At 75.7% G+C, this 18,692-nt stretch carries 14 protein-coding genes; 3 read left to right on the top strand and 11 right to left on the bottom strand.

Annotation, left to right across the window (positions count from 1 at the left end):
• Positions 1 to 299 precede the first annotated feature (299 nt).
• Positions 300 to 1,076 carry a discoidin domain-containing protein gene (locus ACIF6F_RS36475; protein WP_399957758.1) on the bottom strand — a complete coding sequence of 259 codons (777 nt, stop codon included), beginning with the start codon at positions 1,074 to 1,076 and terminating at the stop codon, positions 300 to 302.
• 614 nt (positions 1,077 to 1,690) lie between these two features.
• Positions 1,691 to 2,821, bottom strand: coding sequence for an ADP-ribosylglycohydrolase family protein (locus ACIF6F_RS36470; protein WP_399957755.1), 1,131 nt, complete (start codon positions 2,819 to 2,821; stop codon positions 1,691 to 1,693).
• Between the two features lie 232 nt (positions 2,822 to 3,053).
• Here ACIF6F_RS36470 and ACIF6F_RS36465 point away from each other — a divergent pair, with 232 nt between their 5' ends.
• Entirely contained in the window at positions 3,054 to 4,160 is a 1,107-nt protein-coding gene (locus tag ACIF6F_RS36465; RefSeq protein ID WP_399957752.1) for a tyrosine-protein phosphatase, read from the top strand.
• Between the two features lie 314 nt (positions 4,161 to 4,474).
• On the opposite strand, the gene ACIF6F_RS36460 is transcribed toward ACIF6F_RS36465, so the two are convergent.
• Entirely contained in the window at positions 4,475 to 6,094 is a 1,620-nt protein-coding gene (locus ACIF6F_RS36460; RefSeq protein ID WP_399957749.1) for a BTAD domain-containing putative transcriptional regulator, read from the bottom strand.
• Positions 6,095 to 6,279: 185 nt separating this feature from the next.
• Here ACIF6F_RS36460 and ACIF6F_RS36455 point away from each other — a divergent pair, with 185 nt between their 5' ends.
• On the top strand, positions 6,280 to 7,140 hold the full coding sequence (locus ACIF6F_RS36455; RefSeq protein WP_399957746.1) for a TIGR03619 family F420-dependent LLM class oxidoreductase: 861 nt from the start codon (positions 6,280 to 6,282) through the stop codon (positions 7,138 to 7,140).
• Between the two features lie 127 nt (positions 7,141 to 7,267).
• Positions 7,268 to 9,388: an FG-GAP repeat domain-containing protein gene (locus tag ACIF6F_RS36450; RefSeq protein ID WP_399957743.1), complete on the top strand. Its 2,121-nt coding sequence runs from the start codon at positions 7,268 to 7,270 to the stop codon at positions 9,386 to 9,388.
• 51 nt (positions 9,389 to 9,439) lie between these two features.
• Here ACIF6F_RS36450 and ACIF6F_RS36445 read toward each other — a convergent pair whose 3' ends face one another.
• The 8 genes from ACIF6F_RS36445 to ACIF6F_RS36410 all read right to left on the bottom strand — a co-directional run bounded on the left by ACIF6F_RS36445 (position 9,440) and on the right by ACIF6F_RS36410 (position 18,349).
• Positions 9,440 to 10,018, bottom strand: a complete 579-nt coding sequence (locus ACIF6F_RS36445) for a phage tail protein (RefSeq protein WP_399957740.1) — start codon at positions 10,016 to 10,018, stop codon at positions 9,440 to 9,442.
• 64 nt (positions 10,019 to 10,082) lie between these two features.
• Positions 10,083 to 12,032: a putative baseplate assembly protein gene (locus ACIF6F_RS36440; protein WP_399957737.1), complete on the bottom strand. Its 1,950-nt coding sequence runs from the start codon at positions 12,030 to 12,032 to the stop codon at positions 10,083 to 10,085.
• On the bottom strand, positions 12,029 to 12,460 hold the full coding sequence (locus ACIF6F_RS36435) for a GPW/gp25 family protein (RefSeq protein ID WP_399957735.1): 432 nt from the start codon (positions 12,458 to 12,460) through the stop codon (positions 12,029 to 12,031). The genes ACIF6F_RS36440 and ACIF6F_RS36435 overlap by 4 nt, the downstream gene beginning before the upstream one ends.
• Positions 12,461 to 12,466: 6 nt before the next feature.
• Complete coding sequence (locus ACIF6F_RS36430) at positions 12,467 to 12,748, bottom strand: PAAR domain-containing protein (protein WP_399957732.1); 282 nt, start codon at positions 12,746 to 12,748, stop codon at positions 12,467 to 12,469.
• 27 nt (positions 12,749 to 12,775) lie between these two features.
• On the bottom strand, positions 12,776 to 14,629 hold the full coding sequence (locus ACIF6F_RS36425; protein ID WP_399957728.1) for a VgrG-related protein: 1,854 nt from the start codon (positions 14,627 to 14,629) through the stop codon (positions 12,776 to 12,778).
• 45 nt (positions 14,630 to 14,674) lie between these two features.
• Positions 14,675 to 15,466 (bottom strand): LysM peptidoglycan-binding domain-containing protein, encoded by a 792-nt coding sequence (locus ACIF6F_RS36420; protein ID WP_399957725.1) that lies wholly within the window; start codon positions 15,464 to 15,466, stop codon positions 14,675 to 14,677.
• A 2-nt stretch (positions 15,467 to 15,468) separates the two neighbouring features.
• Positions 15,469 to 15,909 carry a phage tail protein gene (locus tag ACIF6F_RS36415; RefSeq protein WP_399957722.1) on the bottom strand — a complete coding sequence of 147 codons (441 nt, stop codon included), beginning with the start codon at positions 15,907 to 15,909 and terminating at the stop codon, positions 15,469 to 15,471.
• Between the two features lie 52 nt (positions 15,910 to 15,961).
• Entirely contained in the window at positions 15,962 to 18,349 is a 2,388-nt protein-coding gene (locus ACIF6F_RS36410) for a hypothetical protein (RefSeq protein WP_399957719.1), read from the bottom strand.
• Positions 18,350 to 18,692 lie beyond the last annotated feature (343 nt).

Here is an 18,692-nt window from a genome sequence, read left to right as displayed (position 1 = left end):
CCGCCCGGACCCGTTGCGGGGGCTCCGCCCCCGTACCCTCCCCCAGCTACCGCTGGGGGTGCCCCCAGCTCCTCAAACGCCGGAGGGGCTGGACTTCGCCGCGCGAACCCAGCCCCTCCGTAGCTGGGGGAGGGTCTGGGGGCAGAGCCCCCAGTTCGGGATGGGGCAGGGTGGGGAAACGGCTCCGCGCAGCGGCAACGGCCCGCAGCACGCACAGCGCCGCACACGACACACACACCGCGCCCCCGGCAACGACCGGCACCCGGCACGGGACCGGCACGGGACCGGCGCGGGACCGGTCACCGGCGTTTGAAGAACTCGGCCTCCGCCAGAGCCACCCGCTTCGCGGGCCCCGCGCCGTAGGCGGACCGGACCGTCAGGCGGACCCGCACCGCGTCGCTCACCGGCACGTGAAAGGTCTGCTTGCCCGGCTCGTCCGCGACGCGAAGCGTCTTCGTCGTGACCCTCCCGTCCTCCGCCGTCACGGCGACCAGCACCTCCCGCGGCCGCCCCTGCGTCAGGAACCGCTCGGCGACCGGCGCGACACCCGGGTACAGGACCAGGTCGAGCAGCCGCACCGGTTCCGCGAAGACGGCCTCCAGGAACTCCCCTTCCCCGGCACCCGGTTCGGCGGGCGCCCAGTACCGGTCCGTGGTGCCGTCCACGGCCAGGGAGGCCGGATGGCCCTCCTGGGCGCTGGACGCCGTGACCTTCACCGCGTGCACCTGCTCGGTCTTCGAGGTGCGGTCGCGTACGGACTCCAGCGCCCCCTCCGCGTGAGAGCGCAGCGCGTAGCCGACGCCCAGCACCACGGCGATCACGATCAGCGGCACGAGGCAGCCGGGCCGCCGCCACTGCCGCCGCCCGGGCCGGTCGCCGGCATTCGGCTTCTGCTTGGGCCGACGCGTGAACAGCCGCTTCCACCAGGGTGGTTCGGGCACGACCCGGGCGTCGATGAGCGAGCGCCCGCAGCCGCGGCAGTATTTCCGGGTGGGGATGTTGCCGACGCCGCACTCGCCGCAGATCAGGTCGCCCGCCTGGGGTGGCGGCTCGTCGCGATCCCGCTCGCGGTGCAAGGGCGTGGGCCGCGGGTCGGCGGTGGGCTGGACGGCGCGAAGGGGCTCGTGCGTGGGCCGGGGAGGGATGGCCGGGGCGCCGGGCCCGGGCCCGGGCCCGGGGGTTCCGGGCCCGGGGGTTCCAGTGGTGCCGCCGGAGCCCCCGGACGCGCCGGCGCCCGTACTCGTACCCGCCCCCGCCCCGGCGGTCCCGGCACCCTGTGCTCCCGCGCCAGGCGGCCCCGTACGACCCGGACCCGCGCCCACCGACCCCGCGCCGGGCGACCCCGTACCGCCCGAACCCCCAGAATGCCCCTGGCCCCCGGCAGCCTCCCTGGCCGGCCGGCCCTCGAACTTCAGGAACGCCCCGCAGTTGCCGCAGAACTTCTCGTCCGCCCCACAACGCTGACCGCACCGCATGCAGTTGACCACGCGCCCCTCACCCCTTCCCGGGGCCCATGCTCCGCCGTGCGCACCGGGCGGGCCATTCCCGTAAGGGCAGGCAGGACGGGGACGCACTCTGCCCCTTCGGGCAAAGCTCCTGAGGGGCGAGGCAGGGGCGACTCAGGCAGGGACCAGGGAAGGGCCACGGGAGAAGGGACCGGAGACGGGACCGGAGAAGAACCGGCGGCGGCTCAGGACCGCGGATACCGCGCCAGCCACCCCGGCGACGTCACGGCCGGCCCGTGCAGCGCCGGGCCCTGGGTCATCTCCATCGCGAAGTCGTCGGCCAGTTCCAGCACCGTGGCCCGCCCCTCCAGCTCCGCCAGCCAGGCCGGCGGCAGCGCCGTCTCGCCGTGCAGCGCACCCAGCAGCGACCCGCAGAGCGCGCCCGTGGCGGTGGAGTCGCCGCCGTGGTTCACGGCCAGCCGCAGTCCGTGCCGCAGGTCCTCGGCCACCAGCGCGCAGTACACGGCCACGGCCAGCGCGTCCTCGGCGTCCCGCCCGTCCCCCGGGGAGAGCGACTCGACCAGCTTCGGCGAGGGCAGCCCCTGCCGTACGGCGCCCAGGGCCCGCTGGAGCGCGTCGGTGACAGCCTGGTGGCCCGGCCGGCTGCCGAGCATGCCCAGGGCGCGCTGTACGGACGCGTCGAGGCCGTCGCCGCGGGCGAGCCCGTGCACGATCACCGCGAAGGCCCCGGCCGAGAGGTAGGCCGTGGGGTGCCCGTGGCTCTGCGCGGCGCACTCGACGGCGAGCTGCAGCACCAGGTCCGGCTCCCAGCCGACCAGCAGCCCGAAGGGCGCCGAGCGCCCGGTGGCCCCGGCGTCGCGCGCCGTCGGGTTCTTCGGCTTGTCGAGGGTGCCGAGGATCTCGTCCCCGAAGCCCGTCATGCAGGCCCGGTCCGGGCCGCGGCGGGCGTACAGCCACTCCTCACGGGCCAGCCAGCCGTTGTCGGTGCGCCGTTCGTCGGGTCCCCAGTCGTGCTGGGTGGCGGCCCACCGGAGGTACGCGCGGTGCACGTCGGTCGGCGGGTGCCAGGCGCCCGTGTCCCGGCGCACGTGAGCCCGTATCAGGCCGTCGACGGTGAAGAGGGTGAGCTGGGTGGACGCGGTGACGCTGCCGCGCCTGCCGTAGGCGGGGGCGAGTTCGGTCAGGCCCTCCAGGCCGTGCTTCTCGCGGATGCCGTCGAGGGAGAGGCCGGCCACGGGCGCGCCGAGGGCGTCCCCGATGGCGCCCCCGAGGAGCGTGCCGCGCACCCTGCTGCGGAAGTCCTGTTGCTCGGTCCGCCCCCACACGGGCGTCTTCGCCACTGTCGCTGAGCTCACTGAACCCCCCAACCGTCTCTGGACGCAGCAGGTTAGTGGACCGGAGCGGCCGGATTCGTTCGGTGGTGGGGAGGCGGCGAGTAAGTGAGCGGAGAACGGCTGGAATGCGAATATCGGCGGGCGCACGGGTGGTGGGGTGGCACGTTTTGCCACCTTGCTGGTCATCGAGCCGGTCGGTTTCGGCCACGTCCCGTTCAGCGCCGGTTCTCTCGTGGCACGGATTGTCACCTCCATGAAGACCGCAGCAGTCGCGACCACCGCGCTCGCCCTCGCCCTCACCGCCGCAGCCGCCACCGCCCCGGCGTACGGCGGCGAACCGGGCCGGGACCACGGCCGCCCCGAGGCCCACCACGGACGTCCCGGCGCCCACCCCGCCCGCATCCCGTTCACCGAGGCCACCGTCACCGCCGGCGCCGACGGCTCGTACACGCTCAAGTGGGCCGCGGAGGGCGTCCGCCGGGTCGAGATCCGCGCCGACGGCCGGGTCGTCGCGCGCGGTGCGGAGCGCGGCGAGGCCCGGGTCACCGGCCTGCCCTCCGCCGACCGCCAGTGGTTCGACTTCCGCGCCGACCACGGGCAGTCGCTGCGCCTCGCCGACCGGCTGGTGCGGCTGGACGGCACGGTCAACCTGCGCGACGCGGGCGGCTACCGCACCTCCGACGGCCGGTGGGTCCGCATGGGCGAGGTCTACCGCTCCGACGCGCTGAACCGCCTCACCGCCGACGACCAGGACAAGCTGCAGCGCCTGGGCATCCGCACCGTCTTCGACCTGCGCATGCAGGGCGAGCGCGACAAGGACCCGGACCGCGTCCCGGCCGGCACCACGTACACCTTCGCGGACGTCTTCGCGGACTCCGGCGCGTTCTCGACCATGCCGCGCACGCCCGACGAGGCGGTTCGCGCCATGATCGACGCCGAGAAGGCCATGGTCTCCTCCCCGGCCGGCAGGCAGGCCTACGCGCAGGTGGCCGACGGACTCGCCGCCGCGGACGCCCGCGGCGAGGCCGTCCTCTTCCACTGCACCGCGGGCAAGGACCGCACCGGCTGGGCCGCCGCGGCCCTGCTCACCGGCCTGGGCGTGCCGCGCGCGACGGTGGAGGCCGACTACCTGGCCAGCAACGACTACCGGAAGGCCGCCAACGACGCGATCCTCGGGCACCTGCCGCCCGCGCAGGCCGCGGTGTACAAGCCGCTGCTCGACGTACGCCCCGAGTACCTGAACGCCGGCTACGACGAGGTGGCGGCGCGGTTCGGTGACTTCGACACGTACCTGGGCGACGGCATCGGCCTGAACCGTCACGAGCGGAAGCGCCTGGAAAAGGACCTCCTGACCGGCTGACCGCCGCCCCCGCCCCCCGGCGGGCGGCTGGCGGCTGGTGGCTGGTGGCTGGTGGCTGGTGGCTGGTGGCTGGTGGGCGGCAACGAACCGGGCCCGGTGGGCGCCGCGGGCGGGCGGGCGCAGCCGGCGGTCGCTCGGTCGGTAAACACACTGGCACCAGAGGGCGGCCGGCAAACGGTCCGCGACGTACGGGTGAGCAAGCGGGCGGCCGGCAACGGACCGGCACCGACGGGCGGCCGGCGACGGACCGGAGCTGGCGGACCGGCGGACCGTGAGCCGGTGAGCCGGTGAGCCGGCAGACCGGCGGGCCGGTCCTACGGGGGTGTCACGCCCAGGGATTCCAGCATGCGGGCGTGGCGGCGCTCCGCCTGCGCGGCCGCCACCGGGTCACCCGCACGGAGGTGGGCGGCGATCAGCAGCCGCCACACCGCGTCCTGGAACGGATCCACGGCCAGGGCGTGGGAGGCCGCGACCACCGCCGCCTCCGCGCGCCCCCGGCCCAGTTCCACCTCGGCCAGCACCTGCGCGGCCTGCACCGCCTGCACGCGGTACCTCTCCCGGATCGGCACCACCCACTCCGCCGGCCCGTCCTCCGGCAGCAACTCGCCCGTGTAGAGCCGCAGGGCCTGCCCGAGCGCGGCCGCCGCCCGGTCGGCCTCGCCCCGCGCCGCGGCGCGCAGCCCCTCCCCCACCGCCGACTCGAAGGCCTGTACGTCGGAACTGCCGCCGGGGTCGAGCACCAGCATGTACGCCTCACCCTGGCGCACCAGCACCTGCGCCCGCCCCCGGTCCGTACCCGGCTCCAGGAAGGTGCGCAGCGCCGACACCGCGACCTGCAGCCCGCGCCCCGCGGTGCGCGCCGGGCTCTCGGGCCACAGGGCCGCCATCAACTCCTCGCGGTGGACCGGGCGTCCGGCATGTACGGACAGCAGCCGGGCCAGCGTGCGCACCCGGGGGCGCGTCGCGGACCAGTCCAGCGCCTGACCGCCCAGCGTCGCCTCGTACCGCCGGAAGCAGCGCACCGACAGGGGGGCGGCCGGAGCCCGTACCGGCCCGGCACAGGGCCGGCGGCCGGTCCCGCTCGCCGCTCCCCCTCCGCCCCCTGGTCCCGCTGCCCCGTGGGGGCCACCCGAGCCGCCCGGGCCCACCGCCCCTCCCGGCCCCCCGAAGCCCCGTACCCCCTGCGCACCCGCACCCGCCCCCGCCCCCGCCCGTTCCGCAAAGGCACGCAGCAGCGGCACGGGCGTCATCCCGTACTCCTCCAGCGCCTCCGGGGCCTCGACGGCGAAGCCGGACGGCAGGCCGCCCAGCACCTCCCGCTCCAGGTACGTGCGCAGCGCGCCGGAACCCAGCGGGTCGCGCCCCGCCAGCACCAGCGGTGCGCTCAGCCGCAGTACGGCGGGCCAGCCGCCGGTCAGCTCCGCCAGCTCGCCGCTCGCGTCGGGGAAGGCGCGCGCGATCTCCGCGTCCCGCAGCCGGAGGTCCAGCGCGGTGAACACCTGGGTGCCGGCCAGTTCCGCCCGGGCGAGGCTGAGCGCGGGCATCCGCCGGCCGGCCAGTACCAGCCGCAGGTTCTCCGGGGCCAGCCGCGCCAGCTCCTCCAGCACCCCCTCGGCCGGACTGCCGTGCACCAGGTGGACGTCGTCGACGATCAGCAGCACCGGCTCCGCGTACCGCTCCACCGCCAGCAGCACGGACTCGACGGTGACCTGCTCGGGCGGATCGGGGATCTCCAGCCGGCGGCCCAGCCGGCCCAGCAGCGCGGGCGCGCCACGGGTGTCCCGGCAGGGGTGCCAGTGCAGCACCTTGCCGGAGAAGGCGGCGGCCGCCTGGGTGAGCAGGGTGGTCTTGCCGTATCCGGCGGGCGCGACCAGGAGCGCCAACGGCGCGGCCCCGCCGATCAGTCCGGGCACGAGCCGGTCCCGCACGGTCATCGATGACCTCCTCCCCCGCCGACGAGCAGGTCAAGGATTGGTGCTCACTCTCCGCAATGGATGAGTAACTCATTACCTAATCGGCGCACGGCTGACAACATCTGCGCCCCTCTCGGCAATTGCACGCGCACCCCGTACGTTGTGTGCTCCCCAGCCGACTCCCCAGCCGACGGAGGTGTCAGCACGTGCGCATCGCCACCACGATCTTCCTGACCGACCGGACCATCACCCCGGTGCGCCTCGCCCGCGAGCTGGAACAGCGCGGCTTCGACGGCCTCTACCTCCCCGAGCACACCCACATCCCGGTCAGCCGGGAGTCGCCGGCGCCGATGGGCGGGGAGCTGCCGGAGCAGTACGGGCGCACGCTGGACGCGTTCGTGGCGCTGGGCCAGGCCGCCGCCGTGACGGAGCGGATCACCCTCGGGACCGGGATCACCCTGGTCGCCCAGCACGATCCGATCGACCTGGCGAAGGGCATCGCCACGCTCGACCACGTCTCCGGCGGCCGCTTCACGCTCGGCCTCGGCTACGGATGGAACGTCGAGGAGGCCGCCGACCACGGTGTCGAGTGGCGCACCCGGCGGGAGCTGGTGCGCGACCGGATGGCCCTGATGCGGGCCCTCTGGGCACCCGAACCAACTGCCTACGAAGGGGAGTTCGGCTCGGTACGGGCCTCCGCGGCCTTCCCCAAGCCGGTACGGGCCCCGCGCGCGCTGCCCGGCGGCGCCCCGCTCTACGGCCCCCGCACCCTCCTCGGCGGCGCAGCCGGGCCGAAGCTGTTCGCGCACATCGCCGAGTACACGGACGGCTGGATGCCGATCGGCGGCCGGGGCCTGACCGAGTCGCTGCCGGTGCTGCGCACGGTCTGGGAGCGGTCCGGGCGCGACCCGAAGGACCTCCAGGTGGTCCCGTACGCCGTCCACCCGACGGCCGGGAAGCTGGCCCACTTCGCGGACCTGGGCATCGAGGAGGTCGTGGCCCAGCTCCCGGCGGCGGAGGAACCGGAGGTGCTGCGGGTACTGGACGAGCTGGCGCAGTACCTCTGACGGGCCCGGGGACCCCGGCCCGGCGTCCGTTCCGCCGGTTCTCACCGGTACGGATCCGCCGTACAACCTCCCGGGGTCCCCGAATGTCTCCTCTGCGGACTGATCGTCTTCTTTCCACGGGGGAAACATGCAACTGCCCGTCCCTGCACGCTCAAGACGCGGCCTCGCCGCCCTGATCGCGGCCGCGGCCGTAGCCGGCACGGCGCCGGGCGTCGCCCGGGCGGCCACGCCCGACGCGGCCGCCACCACCGGGGCCAGCGCCACCGCCGCCGCCACCGTCCCCGCACAGCACGGCCCCTGGGAGACGCCCACGATCCACCAGGGGCACGCCGACCCCGGCACCGCCGTGGTCGCCGAGGACGGCACCCAGGTGGTGCTCGCCAGTGTCGGCGTCATGATCCGCCGACCCGGCGCCACCGACTGGCAGAACACCGGCTTCCACCCGCCGCTGGAGAACTGGTGGGAGGTCAGACTCTTCGCGCTGCCCGACGGTTCGGTCCAGCTCACCTGGCTCGACAGGTCGGACAGCTACTGGAACCGCCTGAAGACGGCGGTGCTCGCGCCCGGGGCGACGCAGTTCTCGTCCGCGGAGGAGTTCGTCCACACCCTCAACAGCCCCAAGCCCGTGGTGGCCGGCAACGCCGCCGGTCGGGTCATGGCCGCCTGGTACGCCAACAAGGGCGTCTGGGCCGCCGAACGCACCGCCGACGGCGGCTGGTCCGCGCCGGTCATGATCGACACGCACGGCATCACCCGCGGCACGGCCGACCTCTCGCTCGCCGTCGCCCCGGACGGCACCGCCCTGGTCACCTGGGACGCCCGGGTCAACCAGCCGGACGGCACGTACACCCGGCAGTACCGGGCCATCGAGAACACCGCCGCCGGCGGCTGGGGCAAGCCCGCCGACCTGGCGCTCGGCACCGACCCCGTGGACGTCCGAGCCGTCGCCCACCCCGAGGGCGGTTTCCACATGATCTGGCAGAACCAGGCGGGGTTCCGGTACGGGCGCAAGGCGGCCGGAGCGACCGCCTGGGGCGCGGCCGAGGCGATCGGCGCCGGGAACTCCGCCCAGGCGAACCCCCCGCTCGTCCTGCCCAACGGCGACGTGTTCGTCGTCGGGGCGGACGGCAAGCCCTTCCACCGGGTCCGTTCGGCGGCCACCGGCCGGTGGACCACCGGCCAGCGCTTCCCCGACACGTACGCCGTCAGCGGGACGATGCGCAGCACGCCCGGCCCGGACGGCTCCGTGGTCGTCGCGTGGTCGCAGGGCAGCAGCGGCCCCTGGCTCGCCAAGACCTCGACGTACCGGAACGGCAGCTGGTCCGTGCCCACCGTGCTGAACAACGGCAAGGGCCAGCACAACCGCAAGCTCGCGCTGGGCAGCGACGGGGCGGGCCGCCCGTACGTCTACTTCGAGCTGATCGTCCCCCGCCACAGCGGGCCCGTCCCGTTCACCGCGCGCACCCTCCCGCGCGGCCTGCCCGCGTGGCGCGACTTCACGGACGACGGCAGGGCCGACCTCCTCGGCCTCTCCACGGGCGGCAGCCTCAGGATCCTCAAGCCGGGCACCAAGGGCGTCACCACCGCGCACACCGTGCCCGGCTGGTCGAAGGACGCGCTGGTGCTGCCCTTCGGCGACCTCGACGGCGACCGCTGCAACGACGTTTTCGTCCGGCTGCCCGGCGGCGAGGCCCGGATGTACACGCCGGTCTGCGGCGGCCTCCCCTCACCCGGCTCGGCGCACCGGAAGGTCTCGTCGGACTGGAGCGGCTACGACGCGGTCGTCTCGCCCGGGGACGTGACCGGCGACGGCAGGGCCGACCTGCTGGCCCGGTCCGCCGCGTCCGGCGACGTCTACCTGTACGCCAACGACGGCAAGGGCGGCTTCGCCTCCCGGGTCAAGGCCGCCTCCGCCTGGAACGGGTACCGGAAGCTGATCGCCGCCGGCGACCTCGACCGCGACGGCCGCGCGGACCTGCTCGGCCTCGACTCCTCGAACGAGCTGTGGCGCCTGAGCGGCACGGGCAAGGGCACCTTCAAGCCGCGGGCACTGGTCTTCAAGGACTGGGGCACCTCGTACAAGGACGTCGTCGGCGGCCTGGACGTCACCGGCGACGGCAGGCCGGACCTGGTCTCCCGCGACAGCACCGGGCACCCCTGGCTCAACCCGGGCAACGGCACCGGCGGCTTCGGCGGCCGCACGGCGATGGGCGGCGCGGCCACGCTGGAGTACGTCCGCATCTCGTAGGCCGCGTCCTTCGGATCGGCCCGGCCGGCACCCTGCCGGCCCCGGGCGGCCTCAGCCGACGGGGCTCCTGGGGTCCCGCGGGTCCGGCGCGCGCGGCGGGTCCGGGGGGCGGGGCGGGAGGGGGACCACCTCCACCCGGAACGGGAGGTGGACCGGGCGGTTGCGGTCGACGTACGCCGTGACCGCGGCCACGTCCAGGGCCGCCGGGTCCGGGACGCGCAGGCGGACCGTGACGTACGGGCGGTCCGCCCCCGGCAGTGGGGTGCGGGCGGTGGCCGACCAGGCCGCCGCGCCGCTCTCCTCGATCTCCGGCTCCACCCCGAAGGCCTGGCGGATGCCCTTCGCCAGGCCTTCGGCCGTGCCACGGCGGGCGTGGCCGCGCACCGCCCCCGCGACCTCCGGGCCCTCCGCCCCCACCCACGCCCCGAGCAGGGCGCGGAAGTCCTCGGGCGCCAGGCGCGGGTCGAGGTAGGCGGGCAGGCAGTCCAGCACGGCCAGCACCGGCGCCAGCACCTCGTCCAGGCCCTCCGTGATCCGCTGGGCATTGTCGTCGTCCGCGTACACGGCCGGCAGCTGCGCGCCCAGCGGGTACCGCGACACCAGCCCGGGCACCAGACGCCGCCCGCTCACGACGGCCCCCCGGCGGCCCCGGCCCCGGCCCCGGCGCGCCGCCCGCTCCGGGCGCCCCCCGCGGTCACCGGCCGCCGCCCACGCGGACCTGGTGGTCGTACGAGAAGACCAGCGAGCCCGCGTCCAGGGGGATCCGCTCCACCTGGTCCAGCCGGCGCAGGGTCTCCATGTCGGCCGGGAACAGCAGGACGCCCTCCACCGCGTCCACCCCCGGCACCTGCTGGAGCACCGCGTACACCTCCCCGCTGTGCACGGCCCGCCCGAAGGGCCAGCCCCTCCCGTCCGGGCCGCCGGTCAGCGGGTTGAGGTACCGGTAGAGCGCCGCGAGGGCGTCGCGCCGCACCCGCGCCTGCGGCAGGCCGGGCACGGCGAGCAGCTCGGCCACCACCGTCACGCCCTGGTAGTACGGCGGCTCCACGACCAGCCGGGTGCCCAGCATCCGCCGCTCGTCCAGCTGCCCCGACACCTTCGCCAGCAGCGCCGGCGGGCAGAACAGCCGGCCGAACTCCAGCTGCCTCTCCCCGTCGTCCTCGGCCGCCGGCACCAGCAGCACCCGCACCCCGCCGCCGCCCGCGTCCACGCAGCGCACCCGCGCCACCTGCGGGGCCGCCTGCCGGGCGAGGTACTCGTAGTCCTCGGCCGTCACCGCCCGCTCCCGGCTGCGCAGCGCCAGCGCCCCCCGCAGCCGCGCGTTCGCCACGTCCTCGCCGTCCACGCCCCCGGAGGCCGCGCGGCGGTTCTCCACCCGGGCGACGTACGGGATGGAGCTGCGCAGCACCGACAGCGCGCGCCGGGCCACGTTGCCCCGCCGGCCGCCGCCCGCCAGGTACGCGCGCACCCGGACCGGCACCCCCTTGGCGGGCACCGCCCCGTACTGGCGCAGCCGCCCGTCGGGCTCCCGCACGGCGGGCCCGAAGGAGACCTCGCCGGTGGCCCGGTCGAGCCGCACGTGCCGGCTCCGCTCCCCCGACTCGGCGAAGTGGGGCACCACCTCCCAGCTCTCCCAGGCGCCCTCGCGGCCGGGCGTCTCCACCACGAACGGCGGCCCGCCCTCGACCACCGGGGCCCGGTCCAGCCGGAAGACCTGCCCGGGCACGCCCTCGGAGACTCCCAGCAGTTCCTCGCCCAGCCTCTCCGCGTGCAGCGCGGGCGCCGTCCCCCCGACGGTGAACGCCTCGGCCGCCAGCAGCTCCGGCGTCGCCGAGTACGCCCGCCGCCCCGGCACCCGGTCGGTGACCACGCAGCGCAGCCAGCCCGCCCGGGTCCGGGCCTCGACGGACGCGGTGTGGCCGGGCGGCAGCTGGACCAGCACGTCCCCGGGGCGGTTGAAGCCGCCGGTGCCGTCCCGGTCGACCTCGCAGCGCGTCCACTCCTCGCCGGTCCACGCCTCCCAGCGCAGCGGCGGGTCCTCGGGGTCGATGCCGTGGCCGGCCACCGGGAAGTCCAGACGGAGCGCCACCACGCAGGCCGGCGCGGGCCGGGACAGGCCGAACAGCAGGGCGTCCCCCGGCCGGGGCACCGGCTGGAAGCACGGCACGCCCCGCCCGCCGGCGAGCTCCGGTCCGCGCTCGGCGGCCGGGGCGCCCGGCTCGGCGGACTGCGTGGCCAGGACGGCGAGTTCGACGGGGACGACGGCCAGGTCTCCGACGGTCGAGAAGACCACGGCCTCCTCGGTCTCGGTGCGGTGGGTGGCCACCTCGGTGCCCTCGCGGACCAGGACGGTCTCCGGCTGGGGCGCCGAGAGCCAGAAGGTCACGTCGGTCCAGGCGGCGGCGGGCGGGTAGAGGGTGAGGCCGATCAGGTCGAGGAAGGCGAGGTGGTTCTTGTCGGGCACCCGGTTCAGCCGGTAGATCAGCTGGTCCGTCATGTGCGCGAAGGCCTCGATCAGCGTGACGCCGGGGTCGGAGACGTTGTGGTCGCTCCACTCCGGGCAGCGCTGCTGGACCATCCGCTTGGCCTCGTCGACGAGGTCCTGGAAGCGGCGGTCGTCCAGGTTGGGCTGGGGCAGACTCATCCCGTCACCGCCGCCTCCGGGCCGCCGTCCGCCTCGTGCTCCGGGATCACGTAGAACGGGAAGACCAGGTTCCGGGGGTCGTTGGTGCCGCGGAGCGCGTACCGGACGTCGATGTAGAGGGTGCCCTCGTCGCCCGAGTCGAAGGTGACCGACACGTCGACCAGCTCGATCCGGGGCTCCCAGCGCTCCAGCGACAGCCGCACCTCGTACGCGATGTGCGCGGCGGTCGCCGCGTCGGCCGGAGCGAAGACGAAGTCGTGGATCGCGCACCCGAACTGCGGCCGCATCGGCCGCTCCCCGGGCGCGGTGCCGAGGATCAGCCGCATGCTCTCCTCGATCTCCACGTCCCCGCCGACCAGCGCGACCGCGCCGGTCGCGTCCGTGCGCACGGGGAAGCCCCAGCCGGCACCGATGAACTGCTCACCCACGCCCGCTCACCCGCCGATCAGCACGTTGACCGCGCCCAGGATGATCGGCGCCCCGCACGCGGCCATGTCGCCCACCCGGGCCGCCGGCATGCCGCCGATCAGCACGGTCGGGCAGCCGGGCGGGGCGATCACGCTGGGCGGGTGGACGGCCGGGGGCGGGAAGGAGCAGATGTGCGGGGTCGAGACGACGGCCGCGGGCAGCCCGCCGATGAGCACGGTGGGCACCCCGGGCGGCCCGATGACCCCGGGGTGCCCGGTGGGGTCGCCTACACGCGCGGCAGGGGGCATGTCCTCCAACTCCTCTTCTGTGACGTGTCAGTTGATGCGGACGAGCGCGGCGCTGATCGAGCAGCTCGCCCCGCCCTTGATCTCGGTGCCGGCCTGGCCGTTCACACCGACGGTGGTGCCCTTCACGTCCACCTGGCCGTTCGTCCTGAGGTTCAGCGCGCCCGCGCCGCCGTCGACCTCCACTCCGGTCCTGGCGGTCACGGAGACGGACTGGCCGGAGAGTTCGAGCTTCCCGGTGCCCGCGTCCACGCTGATGCCCTGGTCCGCCTTGACGGTGACCTTCTCCTTGGCCGTGATCTCCACCTTGCCGTCGCTGTGCACGACCACCGACGTGGCCTTCTGGTCGAGGTGGAGGGTGAGCTTGCCGTCCCCGGTGGCCAGCCGGACGCCCTGGGGGCCGTTGGCCGCGTCCAGCAGCTCCAGCCGGTTGCCCGTACGGGTCACCAGGGAGCGCCGGTTGGTCTTGCCGCTGGTGGGGTCCACGAGCGGGCCCTCGTGCTTCGACGGCTTGTCCTGGCCGTTGTAGAGCCCGCCAACGACGTACGGGTGGTCCACCCGGCCCTGCTCGAAGCCGACCAGCACCTCGTCGCCCACCTCGGGCCCGAACACCCCGCCGCCGCCCTTGCCGCCCGCGCCCGCGGTACGGGCCCAGTCGCTCACGTACTCGCCCGACAGCCAGGGGAAGGCCAGCTTGACCCGGCCCCGGTCCTCCGGATCGCGGGTGTCGGTGACGGTCGCGCTGACCAGGCCGCCGATCCGGTCCTGGGACGGCCCGCCGGAGCCGCCCGACGCCAGCCCGTACAGCGACCGGTTGGACCTGCCGCCCACGGTCAGCCAGGTCTGGTAGCCGGTGTCCGGGTCGAAGACGTGCCGGCTCGCGGAGACCGTGTACTTGCCCTCGAAGGGCTTGCCGACGTTCGCGAGGGTCACCGCCGTGCCCGCCCTCAGCCGCGGGATTCCCATCGCCACCGCGTCCAGCTCCGCGAAGCTCGCCGCCAGGTCCGCGGCCAGCGCCTTCGCCGCCTGGTCGGCCTCCGCCTGGGTCCCGTACGGGGTGTCCGTGGCCAGGAACACCGCCTTGCCGAACGGGTCGGCCGCCTGGCCCGGGGTCAGCCCCAGCTGGAGGCGGTCGCTCCGGTCCGCCGGGGCCCGCCCCACCACCGCCGCCTTCGCCTGCACGTCCCAGCCGCGCACCTCGACCTGCTGGACCTGGTCGGCGGCGGTCACGGAGGCGTGGCAGCGGAGCAGGTTCCGGCCGAACTCCAGGACGTACGGGCTGGCCTGCGGGCGGGTGGAGGTGGCGGGGGCCGCCGCGGCCTTCGCCGGCACCCGGAACACGAACCTGCCGTCCACCACCGCGACCTCGGCGCCCGCCAGGTCGGCGAGGCGGTGCAGGAACTCCCAGTCGGTGACCCCGGGCTGCGCCACGTGCTCGTACACCGTCGTCGTCGCGTCGACCTGCCCGACCGGCAGCCCGGCCCTGCGGGCCACCTGGACGGCGATGTCGGACGCGGTCATCTGCCGGTACCCGGCGACCTTCCGGCCGCGGAAGAAGCGGTGCGCGTGGTCCAGGCCGCGGACCACGGTGAAGGTGCCGGTGGCGTCCAGGTCGATCTCGACCGCGGTGACCTCGCCGGACACGAGGAGCACGCGCTGCGGGTCGTCGCCGGAGCGGGCGAAGAGCTTCACCTTGGTGCCGATGGTGATGCCGGTCTGCTCCAGGACGAGGTGGTGCGGGTCGCGGAACCGGATGAGGAAGAGGTCCGGCAGCTGGGTGCTGTCGTCGACGTACGCGGACACGATGGTCTCGGCGACGGGCCCGGGCAGGGGCCGGCCGTCCACCTCGACCGCGAGGGTGTTGGCGAAGGTCTCACCGGCCATGGGGGCTTCTCCCTGGGGTTGTGGAGGAAATCCGCCTGCGTACGGTCACTGGGCGCCGAGTTCCTCGGCTCCCGGGAGGAGGAGTTCCGTACCCGGGGCGAGCCGCATCGGGTCGTCGATGCCGTTGGCCTCGGCGATGTCCCGCCAGGCCGCCGGGTCGCCGTACTCCCGCCAGGCCAGCAGCGCGAGCGTGTCGCCCGTGACGACCCGGTGCACGCGCCGCGCGGCCAGCGCGCCCGAGGTGGGGTTCTGGCCGGGCATGGGGCCGCTGATCTCCTCCAGGGTGACCTGGCAGGTGGCGCGGATCGGCAGGCCGCCCGGGGTGAACAGCGTGTACTTCGCCTGGACCTGGCTGACGTATCCGACGAACCCGGTGAGCCCGCCCCAGTGGAAGATCACCCAGGGCGGCACGCCCTGCTGCTTCTGGTGGGTCTGGTCCGTGGGCACGCAGCAGCCAAGCAGCTCCTCCACCGACTTCACGACCCGGTCGTCCTGCACGCCGGTCGCGTCGAAGAACATCTCCAGCGTCAGCTTGGAGGGCCCGGCCCCCTTGAACTCGGCGGGCCCGGCCTTCTTGGCGCCCTTGGCTGTCTTGCGCTCCCACTTCGCCGTCTTGGCGAGGGTCAGCTCCTTGGGGTTGAACTGGAAGTCGATCTGCCCCATCCGCGGCCCGGGCGTGGTCGTGCCGCCGTCGGCGGGCGGCTGGCGCAGCTCCAGGTACGCCCGCTCCAGCTTGGGGCGGGAGCCGCTCGCGCCGTTGCCGTTCGGGTCGTTGGACGGGGCCGCCGGCGGGGCGGAGGCGATGAACGCGACGGGCTGTCCGGGCGGCGGAGCCATGGCTACCTGCCCCCGCCCGCGTTGAGGAAGCCGTGGTGCGCGATCTCCAGGGTCTCGGTGGCGACCTTCACCGTCTCGGGGTTCAGCTGCGGTCCGGTCCAGCGCACCGGCACGACGTCCATCAGGCTCCAGCGGGCCACGACCGTGCCGTCGACCGTCATGGCGCTGATGTGCGCGGTCTTCCGGGCGACGCCGTTGATCATGCCGGAGAGCCAGGCGGTGACCTTCTCGGTGTCCTTGGTGACGGGGCGGCTGAGCTTGATGTTCGAGTACTTGATGCGGGAGGGGAGCTGCCAGACGTACCCGTTGTTGCCGCCCTCCTCGCGCTGCTCCATGACGACCTCGCAGCCGAGGCCCTCGCAGCTGTTGAACGCGCCGAGGCTGATGTTGTCGATCTCGACCATGAAGCAGACGCTGACGGCGGGGTCGGGGTCTCGGGCCATGTCGTTGTCCTGTCCTTGTCCTTGCCTCGTCCTTGGGTTCCTCGTGTGGCGCTCAGTGGCGCGGGTCGATGCGGAGGCCGGCGCGTTCGCGGTCCAGGCGGAGTTCGGCGCGGAGCAGGCGGCTCAGCGGGCCGATGAGGCGGCGGACCAGTTCGTCGGTGGACTCCTTCGAAGCCTCCTTCGGCGGTGGGGCGTTGGGGGCTTCCGCGGGTTCCGGGGTGGGGGGTGGGGGTGGGGGTGTCGGTGCGGCGTCGTCGGGCTCGCGCTGGAGGGTGGGCGGGGTCCAGATGAAGGCGGTGGCTTCTGGGGTGGGGGTGGAGGTGGGGGATCCGGCGGGCTCGCGCTGGAGGTACTGCGGTGCGGGGGGCCCGGGTGCGGTGGAGGGTGCCGGTGCGTCGAGGCTCACGAGGCTTACAGGGCTTACGGGGCTTACGGGGCTTACGGGCATGGCGCCTACGGGTACCGGGCTGCTGGATGCGAGTCCCGCGGACGCGGGGCTCGGCGGTGCGGCCGTGGCCGGCCGCGGTGCCTCCGAGCGCTGGACCGTGCCGGGGCCTCCGGGGCCTCCGGGGGGTGCCGGGGTGCTCCACGTGACCGGTACGACCACGGGTTCTGCGGCGTCCGGAGCGGGGGCTCCCGGTGCGGGGTGCTCGGGTGCCGGGGCGGCGTGGAGTTGCAGGGGGCGGTCGCCGACCAGCCCTGCGACCGGGTCGTCGGTCGGCTGCGGGACCAGGGGCGGGGTCCGCTGGAGCGGGAGGGCGGGGACGACGGGGAGGGGGGCTACGGGCCCTGCCGTCGCGGGGGGCGCGGTGGGTGCGGTGGGTACGGTGGGCGCCGCCGGGTGGGTGGTGGGCCAGGGCGCGGGCGGTGCGGCTTCCGGGGCGGGGGCCGCCGACGGGAGGGGCGCGGGGTCCTGGGTGCGCTGGAGTGCCGGGGCGGGGACCTGCGGGAGCGGGGGGCCGATGCGTCCGGTGCGGGGGCGGGCGGGGGCCCCGGGGGCGGTGGTGCGCTGCACCTCCGGTACCGCGGGCAGGGGTGCGCCGAGGCCCGGCCGACGGGTGGCGCGCTGGACCGGAGCGGGGGGCAGGGGCGCCGAGCTGCCGGTTCCGGGGGCGGCCGGGTGCGGGGCCGGGGCCTGTCCCGGGTCCTGGTCGCCGGTCACCGGCTCGAAGCCGCGCCCGCCCAGCAGGGGGCGTACCTCGGTCGGGGTGTCGTGGTCCGCTGCCGACCGCTGCACGGGTGCGGGGGCTGCGGTCGGTTCGGGTGCGCCCGGGTCGGCGTACGACGGTACGGGCGCGGGCGGCCCGTGCGCCTCCCGTACCCCGGGCTCCGGCGCCTGGAAGGCGCGCTGCACCGTCGGCTCGGGCCCCGTCTCGTGCCGCACCTGCGCCCCGGGCCGGGTCTCGCGCTGCACCGGCGGTACGGGCCCGGACCCGCGCTGTAGGGGCGCGCCGGGCCCTCGTACGGCGGGCGGCACCGGGGAACCGGCCTCCGTGCCCGCACCCGTCAGCAGCGGCGTACCCGGATCCGCACCGCCCTCCGGGCCGGCCACCCCGGGAACCAGCGGCTGCTCCCCGAGCAGCGGCCGCACCTCCGGCTCCGCCACGGCCCCCGGGCCGGGCGCATCCACGGGGCCCGGCTCCACGTTCTGGTCCGGCACGGTCCGCTGCACCGGCAGCGCGGCGGCCGCACCGGCGGACACGGGCGGGCCTGCCGCCGTGCCCGCACCCGCACCCGCAGGGGAGGCCGAGGGCATGCCGCTCAGCCCCTCGCCCCCCGGCACAGCGGCGCCACCGGTCGCACGCTGGACCGGCACCTCCGCCTCCGCGGCCGGCATCCGCTCCCCGACCAGGGGCCGCACCTCGGGCGCGGGCGGGACCGACGGGCCCGCATCCCGCGGCACGGCCGGCTCCCCGGCCGCACCGGGCGCATCCGGCACCGCGGCCGTGCGCTGCACCGACGGCACGGCCGGCTCCGCCCCACCGGCCTCGGCAGCCGGAGCGAACGGCACGTCCCCGGCAGCGGCAGCCGGCACCTCCGCCACTGCCCCCGCATCCGCCTCACGCACCGGCGGCAGCGGCGCAACCGGCAGCCACCGCAGCGGCAGCTCCACCGCCCGGGCCACGGTGAACACCGGCACCGGCGGCTCGGCCGGCACCACCACGCGCCCACCGTCCGCCCCGGCCCCGGCCCCGCCCCCGGCCCCGAACCCGTCCCCGCCACCAGCACCAGAACCGGCCCCGGACTCCACTCCGGCCCCGACGACGCCCACCGGCCCGCGCTCGCCCAGCAGGGGCGCATCCGGCACCGCGGCACCGGGCCGCAGCGGGGGCCCGTCGGCATCCGGCACCCCGGCGGCCCGCTGCACCGGCAGCCCGGCCACGTCCGGCACCGCCTCCGGCGCACCTCCCGAGTCCTCCGGCGCCTGTGCACCCGGCACCTCGGGCCCCTCACCGCCCGGAAGCTCCGCCGCACGCTGCACCCGCACGACCGCCGGCACGGACGCCCCGGCCCCGGCCTCCACAGCCCCCCGGGGCACCCCAGGCACCCAACCCGCCCCAGGCACCTCACCCACCCCAGCAACCCCAGCAGCACCCCCCGCCACCGGCATCTCGTGAGCCGTGCTCCCCGACCCCGGGGCAGCCCACCGCTGGACGGCCGTCGGCACGGGCGGCCGCGGCTCCGTGACCCCGTGCACCACCCCCGACGGCGCCTCCGGCGTCACGGCGTGACCCAGCGCCCGCGACAGGGAGGGGTTCTGCCAGCTGGCCAGCGCGGATCCG

It is taken from the genome of Streptomyces sp. NPDC086023, from assembly GCF_044540325.1.
Lineage (GTDB): Bacteria > Actinomycetota > Actinomycetes > Streptomycetales > Streptomycetaceae > Streptomyces.
The sequence above is the reverse complement of the archived record's forward strand: the minus strand, read 5'-3'. Positions and strand labels throughout refer to the sequence as shown.

What these genes read in the sequence shown, in the direction of transcription:
- ACIF6F_RS36465 (WP_399957752.1), top strand. Translation starts at nt 3,054, where the DNA reads ATGAAGACCGCAGCAGTCGCGACCACCGCGCTCGCCCTCGCCCTCACC.
- ACIF6F_RS36430 (WP_399957732.1), bottom strand. Translation starts at nt 12,748, where the DNA reads ATGCCCCCTGCCGCGCGTGTAGGCGACCCCACCGGGCACCCCGGGGTC.
- ACIF6F_RS36425 (WP_399957728.1), bottom strand. Translation starts at nt 14,629, where the DNA reads ATGGCCGGTGAGACCTTCGCCAACACCCTCGCGGTCGAGGTGGACGGC.
- ACIF6F_RS36460 (WP_399957749.1), bottom strand. Translation starts at nt 6,094, where the DNA reads ATGACCGTGCGGGACCGGCTCGTGCCCGGACTGATCGGCGGGGCCGCG.
- ACIF6F_RS36420 (WP_399957725.1), bottom strand. Translation starts at nt 15,466, where the DNA reads ATGGCTCCGCCGCCCGGACAGCCCGTCGCGTTCATCGCCTCCGCCCCG.
- ACIF6F_RS36450 (WP_399957743.1), top strand. Translation starts at nt 7,268, where the DNA reads ATGCAACTGCCCGTCCCTGCACGCTCAAGACGCGGCCTCGCCGCCCTG.
- ACIF6F_RS36415 (WP_399957722.1), bottom strand. Translation starts at nt 15,909, where the DNA reads ATGGCCCGAGACCCCGACCCCGCCGTCAGCGTCTGCTTCATGGTCGAG.
- ACIF6F_RS36440 (WP_399957737.1), bottom strand. Translation starts at nt 12,032, where the DNA reads ATGAGTCTGCCCCAGCCCAACCTGGACGACCGCCGCTTCCAGGACCTC.